The sequence below is a fragment of the Flagellimonas olearia genome (assembly GCF_004150225.1).
Classification (GTDB): domain Bacteria; phylum Bacteroidota; class Bacteroidia; order Flavobacteriales; family Flavobacteriaceae; genus Flagellimonas; species Flagellimonas olearia.
Map to the genome: position 1 here is coordinate 1 of NZ_ML142907.1, position 12,283 is coordinate 12,283.

Annotated in this window: 13 protein-coding genes; 9 read left to right on the forward strand and 4 right to left on the reverse strand. The window is 44.6% G+C overall.

The features are described 5' to 3' along the window. Positions 1-141: 141 nt before the first annotated feature. Positions 142-1,476, reverse strand: coding sequence for a serine hydrolase domain-containing protein (locus DN53_RS00005; protein ID WP_129652333.1), 1,335 nt, complete (start codon positions 1,474-1,476; stop codon positions 142-144). Positions 1,477-1,527: 51 nt separating this feature from the next. Between DN53_RS00005 and DN53_RS00010 the strand changes: the two genes are divergently transcribed. The 4 genes from DN53_RS00010 to DN53_RS00025 are packed head-to-tail and all read left to right on the forward strand — an operon-like array spanning position 1,528 to position 4,977. Next, on the forward strand, positions 1,528-2,400 hold the full coding sequence (locus DN53_RS00010; RefSeq protein ID WP_129652335.1) for a pirin family protein: 873 nt from the start codon (positions 1,528-1,530) through the stop codon (positions 2,398-2,400). A 42-nt stretch (positions 2,401-2,442) separates the two neighbouring features. After that, positions 2,443-2,871, forward strand: a complete 429-nt coding sequence (locus DN53_RS00015; protein WP_313790117.1) for a 3D domain-containing protein — start codon at positions 2,443-2,445, stop codon at positions 2,869-2,871. Next, entirely contained in the window at positions 2,868-3,527 is a 660-nt protein-coding gene (locus tag DN53_RS00020; protein WP_129652337.1) for a peptidoglycan recognition protein family protein, read from the forward strand. Before DN53_RS00015 ends, DN53_RS00020 begins: the two co-directional genes overlap by 4 nt. Before the next feature lie 4 nt (positions 3,528-3,531). Next, positions 3,532-4,977, forward strand: coding sequence for a M14 family zinc carboxypeptidase (locus DN53_RS00025; protein ID WP_129653318.1), 1,446 nt, complete (start codon positions 3,532-3,534; stop codon positions 4,975-4,977). Here DN53_RS00025 and DN53_RS17825 read toward each other — a convergent pair. Beyond that, positions 4,974-5,141 (reverse strand): hypothetical protein, encoded by a 168-nt coding sequence (locus DN53_RS17825; RefSeq protein WP_165357191.1) that lies wholly within the window; start codon positions 5,139-5,141, stop codon positions 4,974-4,976. The genes DN53_RS00025 and DN53_RS17825 overlap by 4 nt on opposite strands. A gap of 165 nt (positions 5,142-5,306) precedes the next feature. Here DN53_RS17825 and DN53_RS00030 point away from each other — a divergent pair, with 165 nt between their 5' ends. After that, a complete protein-coding gene (locus tag DN53_RS00030) occupies positions 5,307-5,912 on the forward strand; it encodes a 3-keto-disaccharide hydrolase (RefSeq protein ID WP_129652339.1) in 606 nt (201 codons plus the stop codon). Positions 5,913-5,968: 56 nt separating this feature from the next. Here DN53_RS00030 and DN53_RS00035 read toward each other — a convergent pair whose 3' ends face one another. Next, positions 5,969-6,916: a 3-keto-disaccharide hydrolase gene (locus DN53_RS00035; protein WP_129652341.1), complete on the reverse strand. Its 948-nt coding sequence runs from the start codon at positions 6,914-6,916 to the stop codon at positions 5,969-5,971. 51 nt (positions 6,917-6,967) lie between these two features. Beyond that, complete coding sequence (locus tag DN53_RS00040) at positions 6,968-8,068, reverse strand: vWA domain-containing protein (protein WP_417935909.1); 1,101 nt, start codon at positions 8,066-8,068, stop codon at positions 6,968-6,970. 175 nt (positions 8,069-8,243) lie between these two features. On the opposite strand from DN53_RS00040, the gene DN53_RS00045 reads away from it, so the two are divergent. Genes DN53_RS00045 through moaA form a run of 4 tightly spaced genes read left to right on the forward strand, consistent with a single transcriptional unit; the run spans position 8,244 to position 12,265 of the window. Further along, entirely contained in the window at positions 8,244-8,705 is a 462-nt protein-coding gene (locus DN53_RS00045) for a (2Fe-2S)-binding protein (protein WP_129652345.1), read from the forward strand. 28 nt (positions 8,706-8,733) lie between these two features. Further along, complete coding sequence (locus tag DN53_RS00050) at positions 8,734-10,971, forward strand: xanthine dehydrogenase family protein molybdopterin-binding subunit (protein ID WP_129652347.1); 2,238 nt, start codon at positions 8,734-8,736, stop codon at positions 10,969-10,971. A gap of 4 nt (positions 10,972-10,975) precedes the next feature. Then, complete coding sequence (locus DN53_RS00055; protein ID WP_129652349.1) at positions 10,976-11,230, forward strand: MoaD/ThiS family protein; 255 nt, start codon at positions 10,976-10,978, stop codon at positions 11,228-11,230. 48 nt (positions 11,231-11,278) lie between these two features. Further along, the gene (gene moaA / locus DN53_RS00060) at positions 11,279-12,265 is read left to right on the forward strand and encodes a GTP 3',8-cyclase MoaA (protein ID WP_129652351.1); all 987 of its coding nucleotides are present in this window, start codon (positions 11,279-11,281) and stop codon (positions 12,263-12,265) included. Positions 12,266-12,283: the final 18 nt, after the last annotated feature.

Genomic DNA, 12,283 nt, shown 5'->3' on the forward strand with positions numbered 1-12,283 from the left:
GAACACTATATGAAAATGAAAAAATTACTTTCTGAATTAATTACATGGTAAATGTACCACCCATGTTCCCGTAAATGAAATTATTGTTGTGAAGTGCCCCTATACTGTGGTTTGCCAAGCTTTTTAGTATACCACATCGATTTACGGTACCGCTTTTACGATGTTTGACAACACCCCGTTCACATCAAATTCCGGTTCCTCGGCCAAACCGGTCCGTACAACGACCAAGTCCTTGGACGGTATCACAAATACATATTGGCCTTGGTAGCCATTACAGGAAAACAGGTCTTTGGGCACATCGGGGTATTTACCTTCGGCATTCAGCCAAAAGTGGGCTCCATAGGTACCATCGGAATGTATAGTGGGCGTAGCAATATAATCCACCCACTCCGGAGAAAAGATTTGTTCCCCATTCCATTTACCCTTGTCCAGATACAACTGGCCAAAGCGGGCCCAGTCACGCGTGCTGGCCCAGGCATAAGAAGATCCTACATAATTTCCGTCAATATCGGCCTCCAATACCATGGAATACATCCCAATCTTATCAATTAAACTGGAATAGGGGAAGTCCAAATATTCCTGATGACTTCTGAACTGTTGTCTGAGTATACCGGAAAGTAGGTTAGTGGTTCCCGAAGAATAGTTCCAAATCTCGGTAGGTGGGGCAATGGCTTTTTTCTCTCTTTGCTTTTGCGTCATATCGCTATCCAAAAACAACATTTGGGTAACGTCGGAAATTCCACTGTAATCCTCATCCCATGCCAAACCGCTTTGCATACGAAGCAAATGGTCCAAGGTAATGTCCTTTCGTTCATCGGCCTTCCATTCTGCAATAGGAGCGGGCCAATCCATCTCCAACTTGCCTTGATGTTCCAAAATTCCAAAACAGGTGGCCAGTACACTTTTGGTCATGGACCACCCCAAGATGGGAGTATCCTTGGTAAAGCCCTCTATATATTTTTCGGTGAGCAAATGCCCTTTGTAAAGCACCAAAAGGGTTCGCGTCTTTTGAACTTCAGGATTGCCAAAGGCCATGGCCACCGCTTTACTGAGTTGTCCCAAATCCACTTCCTCAAAAATGGAATCCAGAGGTTCTGCCTGTCCGTAAGGGTATGGAATGGTATCCACAATTTTGTTCCGATGGGGGCGAATGGTGAGTTTTTCAGCATCATAACTATCATTGATCAGTACCGTTCCCAATCCATCCCGATATACCGCTGTGCGCTCCATCAACCCATAAACTTTAGAGGAAGCTGACTCTGCCGTTTCATCCACATGGGTCTCGGCCAACTCGATTAAGGGTACATTATTATCGTATTGATTCATAGATACGGCCGAACGATTTGCCACAAAAACCCCAGAGGCCATATTTTTTGCCGCGTACCCTGAGATAATGTTCAATTTGGGATAATTCAAATAGATGACCACTCCCACAATAATGACCAGGAGCAGCAAAACACGTTTAAGTAGTTTCATGGTGTTGGATGTATTTGTAACTTTCTGTTTCTAAATATAAACATTTACCACATGTCCAACATAGGATTGATCATTGAAGAACGCAGCAGGGATATAGGCGATTTTTTGGTGGGAAGACTTATCCCGTTCCGAAAGAAGCGAATGATAGGCCCTTTTATTTTTATAGACCATATGGGACCTACGCAACTGGGGCCACAAAAATATATGGATGTGGACCAACATCCACATATTGGCCTATCCACACTGACGTTTATGTTAGAAGGGGAAATCATCCATAAGGATGGAATGGGAACCCATCAGCGCATACGGCCAGGCTCCGTAAACTGGATGACGGCCGGAAAGGGGGTAAGCCACACGGAACGAACCCCCGAAGATATGCGCCAGGGAAATGTGTTCACGGCACATGGCTATCAAATATGGGTGGCCTTGCCCAAAGAATTGGAAAATATGGAACCCCAGTTTCATCATATTGAAGGGAAAGACCTCCCTAAATGGAAGGACAAAAGTGCAGAATTCACCTTGGTGGCAGGGGAGGGTTACGGAAAAGTGTCACCGGTTCCGGTGCATTCGCCATTATTTATGATAGAAATAAAAAATGCTGAACCCTATGCACTCAATGTGAATGGGAAACTCAAAGGGGAAATAGGCATCTGCATCGTGGAAGGCGGTATAGAAGCCTGTGACGAAGTGGTTGAAAAAGGAAATATATTGGTATCAAAGGTAGAGGACACCTGTAACATCAAACTCAGCGCAAATACACACCTTTTATTGTTCGGGGGAGAACCCTTCCCGGAAGAGCGTCATATTTTTTGGAACTTTGTGTCGTCAAGCAAGGAAACCATAGAACAAGCCAAGGAAGTGTGGAGAAACAAAACCTTTCCCATGATGACGGATGATGATACTTATGTACCACTTCCTAGCTGATTCTGAGGAATATGTATCTTTAGAAATCGAACATTTGGCCTATTGCGAAAACTACTCTTCATATTTATTCTTGCCATGGCTTGCTCCAAAAAGCCCGAAGCGAAACCTCCCCAATTTGAATGGTTGGGGCACGAGGTAACCGCTTCGGCCTATAATTCGGTCTTCTGGCAAACGGACAGTATTTCCCCTTCCGTAGCGGCATGGGGCGATACGTTAAAACCCGGAATGAAATGCATCGCCGTCTCACGCGACCTCATTAAAATGGGACTCACCCACAATACGATGGTAAGAATAGACACCTTCCCAGACACTTTTTACGTAAAGGACAAAATGCACTGGAAGTGGAAAAACCGGATTGACATCTACATGGGAAAGGATGTAAAAAAAGCGCGGGAATGGGGAAAAAAGAGGCTGCAAATTTGTTATGCTCTCCCTTTGGACACTATTTTTACGCAAAATACCCTTCAATGAAAAAAATACTGCTCCTCTGTTTATTGGCAATCGCAACCTGGTCTTGTTCCGTAAAAAGACAAATTGTGGATATCCCTATCCTTTTCAATGAACAGCGTATAGAACTTACCAAGGAATACTTGGCCCAGCGTTATGAGCTGGAACAGGACACCCCCAATATTGTTCCAAAAATGGTCGTGTTGCACTGGACGGTCATTCCTACCTTGGAAGGATCATTCAGGGCCTTCAACAATCCGACCCTTCCCAACTGGCGTCCCGCATTGGAAAACGTGAGCGGGTTGAACGTTTCTTCCCACTTTTTGGTGGATAGGGACGGTACCATTTACCGGTTGATGCCCGAAACCACCATGGCAAGACACACCATTGGATTGAACCACTGTGCCATTGGAGTTGAAAATGTGGGTGGGGGCAAAGATTTGCCGTTGACCAAAGCGCAGCTTAAGTCCAACATTTATTTGGTGGAGTATTTGGCATCAAAATACGATATTGAGTACGTTATAGGGCATCAAGAATATACCCAGTTCGAGGGTCACCCCCTTTGGTTGGAGGTTGATGATGGTTACCGTACCACAAAAACAGATCCTGGAATGGACTTTATGGAAAAAGTTCGAAAAGCCACTAAAAAATATAACTTTAAGCCTGTACCCACAAAATAAGATGATGCTAAAAAAACTCTTGCCCCTTGTATTGGTGTTGACCACATTGTCCTTTTACGGACAGGATGCCCTCACCTCACAACTGTATGAAACCTATGGGAAATACAAGGAGCCTTCTTTGGACAAAAGACGGGTAAAGCATGTGGACATACAGCCCTTGATCCAGCAATTTGATGCAAATCCGAAATTTAAGGTCCAAAAAGTGGGAGAATCCATTGAGGGTAGAAATTTGAATTTGATCAGCATCGGAACAGGAAAAATCAATGTTTTTCTATGGTCGCAGATGCACGGCAATGAGCCAACGGCTACCCAGGCGATTTTTGATATCCTTCATTTTCTGGATTCCCCAGATTTCAAGACCGAAAAACAAGACATCCTATCCCAGTTGACCCTTCATTTTTTACCCATGCTCAATCCTGATGGGGCGGAAGTTTTCCAACGCAGGAACACCTTGGGAATAGATATCAATAGGGATGCGCTAAGATTACAATCCCCGGAAGGAAGGGCTTTAAAGCGCATACGGGACAGCTTGGATGCCGATTTTGGTTTCAATCTACATGATCAAAGTACCTATTACAATGCAGAGCTGACCGATAAACCGGCCACCATTTCTTATTTAGCCACGGCCTATAATTATGAAAAGGATATCAATGAGATTCGAGCCAATGCCATGAAGGTGATTGTGTATATGAACAAAATTATCCAGAATTATGCCCCAGGCCAGGTAGGACGTTATAGTGACGATTTTGAACCCCGTGCTTTCGGGGACAATATCGCCAAGTGGGGGACAAGCCTTATTTTAATAGAATCCGGGGGTTATGCCAATGATGTGGAAAAGCAGGAAATAAGAAAGCTCAACTATGTGTCCATACTCTCTGCACTGCATACCATTGCCAAAGGCACCTACAAAAATATTCCCGCTGAGGATTACGAGAAAATACCCCATAACGATCGTAAGCTGTTTGACTTAAAAATTGCCAATGCCACCTACAGTCTTTTGGGCAATGAGTATATTCTGGACTTGGGAATCTATCGTAACGAAGTGGACCTCACAGGCCACAATGATTTTTACTACCGCAGTTCAGTGGGAGACCAAGGAGACCTGTCCACTTTTTATGGATATGAAACATTTGACGCTTCGGGTTACACGATTGTTCCTCCAAGAGTGGCAACGATGGAAGGCACAACAAATCCATTGGAGCTTTTAAAAGAGGGGGTGGCCTATATAAAAACACCTCTTCCCGAGGAAAAGGCCTGGGTTGATGGTCCTTCCCATCTCGTTGGTGAAGATTTCAAGTTGGGGACTTTTCATCTACAGCCCGGCGCAAACCCTACTTTCTTTTTGAAGAAAGGGGACAAGATTACCCATGCCGTAATCAATGGATTTCTATTGGATTTATCCAAACCCATTGAAATGCAAAACTTTGGAAACTCCTTGATTTATCGCTAATAGCCGTAATGGAAATTGGCCGTGGCCCCATTGATCAGCAATAGGGTCAACATAAAAAACAAGGTGCATACAATGGAGACAAAAAGGGAAAGCACCAATCTTTTGTATCCCATGGGTAATGGCCCAATGGCACTGTTCTGAATGATTTCTTTTACTACATCCATTTTGTGATTTTTTGAGTTAGACGTTAGTTTTTAGGATGTAATTTAGTTGTGGTCTCTACATAATAAACAACCATTGTTAGAAAAACCCTACCAAGAGCCTTGTTAAATCCATCAAAGTTTCAGTATCTTTTCAAAATCTTAAAATCAAGAAACCATCATTACATTATGAAACTAACTTTTTTTGGCCTTTTGTTGGCATGTATCTCGTTAGTGGGCTGTGCCCAACAAAACGCAATCGAATTGTTCAATGGAGAAAATCTGGACGGCTGGACCGTTCATGGAGATGAAAAATGGTATGTGGAAGACGGCCTGCTTATCTGTGAAAGTGGACCAAAAGCCGGGTATGGGTATTTGTCCACCGATGATTTTTATGATGATTTTGAGTTAACCTTGGAATTCAAACAAGAAGCCAATGGCAATAGTGGTGTTTTTATCCGTTCTACCGTTGATGGCACCAAAGTAAGTGGCTGGCAGGTAGAGGTAGCCCCTCCCGGTAAAGATACTGGAGGAATCTACGAATCCTATGGTCGTGGCTGGTTGATCAAACCCGACCCGGAAAAAGACAAGAACCTTAAAATGGGTGAGTGGAATACCATGAAAATCCGTGCAGAGGGATCAAAAATCACCTCATGGCTCAATGGAGTTGAAATGGTTACACTGACCGATGAAAAGATTGGCGAAGGAAAAGGTTCCATAGCACTTCAGATTCATGATGGGGGCGGCATTAAAGTAAACTGGCGCAACATTAAGATTGTACCCTTAAAATCATAAGCACAAAAAAGCCGGAACTTGATTCCGGCTTTTTTTATGTTCAATCAATACTTGTATTATTTCTTTAAAGGAGTGACCACAAAGCTTCTGTACTCAATTGGGCCATGGTCTCCCTGAATCATAAATGGACCTGGTTCGCCTTCCTTACTATCCAACGCTCCACCGGTAATCCCAGGAATCGTGGCGTCCGTAATCACGGGTCTCCCATTAAGAACGACAGTAACTCTTCGTCCTATCAAGGTAATATCATAGGTTTGCCATTCCCCAGCAGATTTGGCTGCATTTTCCGTAGGTTCCAAGAAACCATAGACACCACCAATATAGATGTCCAAAGGCTCCAATCCCTTATCGTCCTCAATTTGCACCTCATATCGGCCACGAAGGTAAATACCGCTGTTACTTCCTTCTGGATAACGGAACTCCACGTGTAGTTTAAAATCCTGGAATTTTTCATCGGTAATTAAATTGGCTCCGGATTCAGGACTGGTGAGAATACCATCTTTGACCACCCACTGGTTTGGGTCACGGTCCGTATGCCATCCCGTAAGGTCTTTCCCGTTGAACACTTCAATGGGTTTGTCCCATTTTGGATTTTCGGTATAGGCCAGTTTGGGAGCCCTAACGCCTGTCCAATGGTTCACGGACCCATCGGTATAGATCATGGTACCCTTTAGTTTACCGTCCACCAAGGCGCCATGGAAAACCATATCGGTTCCTTCGGGTTCCCATTGACGGGGAATACTGAAAGAAAACTGGTTGTCTCCAAAGGTCTTTACTTCGGCAACCGGTCTAGCACTGCCAAAAGCAAAGACAAAACGACCTATAAGCGTTGCGTGTCCAGAATGTTTGATTTCCAACCACGAAGGAACCGTCTTTCCCTCAAACTCCATTTCCAAATCCCATCGACCTTCCAATGGAATCTTATTTTGGGCATTCATTGAAAAGACGGCCCCAAGGAATAGGGCACAACATAAAGTGTACAAGGTTTTTTTCCTGAAAGTCATAGTTTGTTTATTAATTATGACGCCCAAGATAGGGATTATTCAAAAGTCCCGCTATTCGCAACCACCAGTAAATCCATTGGCACTGAATTTGGTTTGAACGGCCCCTTTGCTGTTACCATCGGTCAACTGGATCACCAAGTTGCTTTCGCCGCTGCCATCACGTTTTGGGGTACAATACTCAAAAAGATAGAAGCTGTTGGCCTGTTCTGCCACCCGTTGGGAAATTTGATTGAAGGTGTTCTCCAGTTCCTCCTTGTTGGAAGCAAATACACTGGCCGTCTTCCCAATTTTGGTCAATACCTCGGTATCGATTTCTGCTCCAAGTCCAATGGAAAAATAAGAAATATTTCTATTGGCGTTCTCTACGGCTTTTAGGGCATCGGCTTCATTATATCGGGAAGCTTGGTCGGTTCCATCGGTAAACAAAACTACGGATGCTGCCCCAATGATTTCACTATTGTTGTTTTCCTTGAGCAAGTCTTCCGCTATTTTGGTCGACTTGATCACCGCACCGTACAAATCGGTGGAAGGGTCACTACTGATATCGGCAGTAATCCCGTTTACAGCAGCGGTCAATTCTTCGGCAGATGAGGACAAAGGATTCAGTGCGTGCAATTCATCTTCCCCATCAAACCAATAAATGGCCATTTTAAATGAACCAGTTGCCTCTTCACCCGTAGGCATTACATTATTGATAAAACTGATGGAAGCAGATTTCAGCTCCTCCAAACTGCCCTCCAATACACTATTGCTCAAATCCAACACCAGTAAAGTATTGTTGTTGAACACTTGGGAGTTTGGGGAAATCCGTGCCTGGGACTCCGAAGAGGATATGATATTGAAACAATCGTCATTCCTACCTTGCTCATAAATGGTAAACTGGTCGGCCGTTAATCCAGAGACAGGATTACCCATATCGTCTGAAACCTTAAATAAAATAGAGACTTTTCCCGGTAAGGTGGTAAACTGGTCCTGTATGGAAAGTAATAACTCATTGTCACTAAAGCCAAGACAGTCGTCTGGTTCCTTGCCCTGGCCCAACTCACCGTCATTGATGTTGAAGTTCACATCATCATCAGCATTGCCACAGGCAAAGAAAACAAGGACCAAAGAGGTTAGGAAAAAATAACGAAGTACATTTTTCATTTTCATAAAAGTTAAGGTTCAACATGCAAAACGTTCAATTGGTCCAAAAATTATTCCCAAAATGCGCAATAGATTTAAAGAAAAGTTAAAATAAGTATGTGGCTGTTAAAAAAAGGAGGTTCGATTTAAATTTTGGTAACTTCAACAGCATACAAACTATATTCATTCAAATCAAAAAACTATGCCAACGTATCAAATCAATGTCAACGGCGCATCACAAACAGTGGATGTTGCCGAGGACACCCCTGTTTTATGGGTACTGCGTGACCACCTTAATCTAGTGGGCACTAAGTACGGATGTGGAATAGGCCAATGTGGCGCATGCACCATTCATGTAGATGGCACCGCCATGAGAAGCTGTTCCCTTACCCTTGCCCAGATTGATGGGAAATCCATTACCACCATCGAAGGGCTATCCGAAGATGGCACCCATCCGGTTCAACAAGCTTGGAAAGAAGTGGATGTGCCCCAGTGTGGGTACTGCCAAGCCGGACAGATCATGACTGCTTCGGCCTTTTTGGCCAAGAACCCCAATCCCTCCGAGGAGGACATTGAGAATGCCATGAACGGCAATATCTGCCGATGCGCCACCTACACCAGGATTCGCAAAGCGGTACAGATCGCCGCGGAAAATATGGATTGATACCAGCTTTACACCTAAAAACAGAATCATGTCGACTAACAATACATTCAACACTTTAAATAGAAGGGCCTTTTTGCGCAACTCTTCCTTGGCTGGAGGTGGTCTGCTCATTGGCTTCAACCTTTTCCAGGCGTGCAAACCTAAGGTCATTGCCCAACCCGCCATAGACTTGGCTACTTTGGACTACAACGACTTTAATGCCTTTATCAAAATTGCAGACAATGGTGCGGTCACCATATTTTCCCCCAATCCCGAAGTAGGGCAGGGGGTAAAGACCTCAATGCCCATGATCATTGCCGAAGAACTCGATGTGGCTTGGGACAATGTGTATGTGGAACAAGGTATTCTGGATACTAATAATTACACCCGTCAAGTAGCCGGCGGTAGCCAATCCATCCGATTTGGATGGGATGCCCTGCGCCAGACCGGGGCTGCAGCCAAGCAAATGTTGGTCAGTGCCGCAGCTGCACGTTGGGGCGTAGACGCATCAGAGTGTACGGTAAACGAAGGAATCATCACCAATGCTGCCGGTGAAACACTGGGCTACGGTGATGTGGTGCAAGATGCTGCTCAACTAGAGGTCCCCGAGAATGTTCCCTTGAAGAAAACTTCGGAATACAAGATTATGGGGAAAGACACCCCAAATGTGGATATCGATAAAATCGTCACCGGAAAATCCCTTTATGGGATGGATTACAAGGCGGAAGGCATGGTATATGCCTCAGTGCTTCGTCCGCCAGCTTTTGGACAAAAATTGGTTTCCTATGATGATTCTGCCGCAAGGGCCATGCCCGGTGTAGTGGATATCTTTACCATTGGAGAGAAACTGCGTGGTATGGCCGAGGAAAACCCTGGTGTAACCGGAATTATCAGTGATAGCGACAAAGTGGTCGTCTTGGCCAATTCCACATGGGAGGCCATGAAAGCCAAAAATGCCATCAAGGCAGAGTGGGAGCAGGCCACCAAAGCGGAAAGTACCGAAGAACATGACAAGATATTGACCAACCTTTTGGATGGAAACAAGTTTGAGACCTTACGATCGGACGGCAATGTGAAAAAAGCCTTGGCAGAGGCGGACCAAGTATTGGAACGCACTTATGAATCCCCTTTCTTGCCGCACAGCTGTATGGAGCCCATGAACTTTTTCGCCGATATCACGGATGAAAAAGTCCATTTGGTAGGGCCCATCCAAACCCCGGAACGAACCGCAGGCATGGTATCCCAGCTTTTGGGACGCGAGGTGGACGACATCCATTTGGAAATGACCCGTATCGGCGGTGGTTTTGGTCGAAGACTGTATGGCAACTTTGCCTTGGAGGCTGCCGAAATTTCGGATAAAGCCAAAAAACCAGTGAAGTTGGTCTTCTCCAGAGAAGAGGATATGGAGGATGGGATATACCGGATGTCCATCAAATACCGTATCAAAGCAGGGGTGAAAGATGGAAAAGTGACAGCCTACCACTTGAAAGAGGCCGCTGTGAATTCCAACATGTACGGATTGGTGCCCAATTTCTTCCCCGCAGGTGCCATTGAAAATTACCAAGTGGATACCGCCAAATATGACAGTAACATTACCACAGGAGCATGGCGTGCGCCCTATACCAACTTTTTGGCCTATGCCGAACAAAGTTTCTTTGATGAGCTGGCCGAGTTGATGGAAGTGGACAAGATACAATTGCGATTGGATTTATTGGATAATGTAAAACCTGATGAGGATGAACGTATCCAGTATTCCCCAGAACGGATGAAAGAAGTTATTAAAGTAGCGGTTGAGAAATCAGGTTGGGGCAAAAAACCAGAGCATGTACACCAAGGTTTTGTGAACTATTATTGCCACAACACCCACGTGGCCGAAGTCGCCGATGTGGAAATTGAAAACGGCGAGCCTGTACTGAAAAAAATCACCTGCGTAGTGGATTGCGGTATTGTAGTGAATCCAATAGGGGCCAAAAACTTGGTGGAAGGTGGCGTATTGGATGGCATCGGACATTCCCTATTCGGGGAATTGGCCTTCAAGGACGGAAAACCCACCGCCAACAATTTTGACCGATATCGATTGCTACGCATTAAAGAGGCGCCAATTGTGGAAACCCATTTTATAGACAACGGACTTTCACCAACCGGTCTGGGCGAACCTGCGCTGCCTCCGGCAGCGGGAGCAGTGGCCAATGCTTTTAAATCCGCCACGGGAAACAGACTTTATAAACAACCATTTACCAAAACACCAGAACTCTTAAAAGTACCAGAAAAGGAAATTATAGGTTGATCATATGACGATACTTTTGTTTGGAATCACGAAGGACATTGTGGGCAGTCCCACTTTGTCCGTTCCCACATCCAGTGTAACCGGTAAACAAATACCCAAAACCGTAAGGGAATTAAAACAGTTTTTGGGGAACAACTACCCAGAACTCAAAAAATTGTCCTCCTTGGCCGTGGCCGTAAACCACAACTATGCCGATGATGACGATGCCATCAATTCCTACGATGAGATTGCGCTTATCCCCCCAGTGAGTGGGGGATAATCCGCATAAAATGGGTATCTTTCCCATACAAAGCAATTATTTGGATTTATGTTGATAGACAATCACGGAAGACAAATCAATTATCTACGATTGGCGGTAACCGATAGATGCAACCTGCGTTGTAACTATTGCATGCCTTCCGAAGGGATAGACTTTGTCCAAAATGATAGATTGCTCACCATCCCTGAGCTCAAAAAAGTCAGCGAAATTCTGGTTTCCCAAGGTATTGACAAAATTCGCATCACGGGAGGAGAGCCTTTTGTGCGTAAGGATTTGATGGTGTTATTACGCCATTTGGCACAGTTGGAGGGACTCAAGGATATTTCGGTCACGACCAATGCTACATTGATCGGTCCCCATATTGATGAACTCAAAGCATTGGGGATTACCAACATCAATGTAAGCTTGGATTCCATTAACCGGGAAACGTTTGAGCGCATTACCCGAAGGAAACAGTTTGATACCGTCCACGACAATTTAATCCGATTGATTACCGAAGGGTTTAATGTACGCATCAATTTCATTGTTTTGGATGGACAGAACGAACAGGACATCATCCCGATTTTGGATGTGATGAAACACCATGAGGTCTCTGTCCGGTTTTTGGAAGAGATGCCATTCAATGGGGGAAGCAAAAACTTCAATACCATCAAATGGAACTACAAGGCCATATTGGAGCACATCGCAGGCACTTTTCCTAATTACCAAAAATTGGAATCACCCAAAGAGTCCACATCCATCAACTACAAGATTAATGGACACAAAGGCACTTTTGGCATTATCCCATCGTTCAGTAGAACATTTTGTGGCAGTTGCAACCGTTTGCGGATTACCGCAACCGGGGATGTCATTACCTGCTTGTATGGAAAACCGAAAGCCAATCTCCGGGATATGGTTCGTGAAGAATTTTCCGAAGAGAAGGTAAAAGAAACCATTTTAAAAACCATTGGTTCGAGGGCCAAAACAGGATTTGAAGCGCAAAACGAGCATTCCAATACTGTTTTTGACAATTCAATGACCTCAATTGGTGGTTAGATGATCTATTCTTGATCT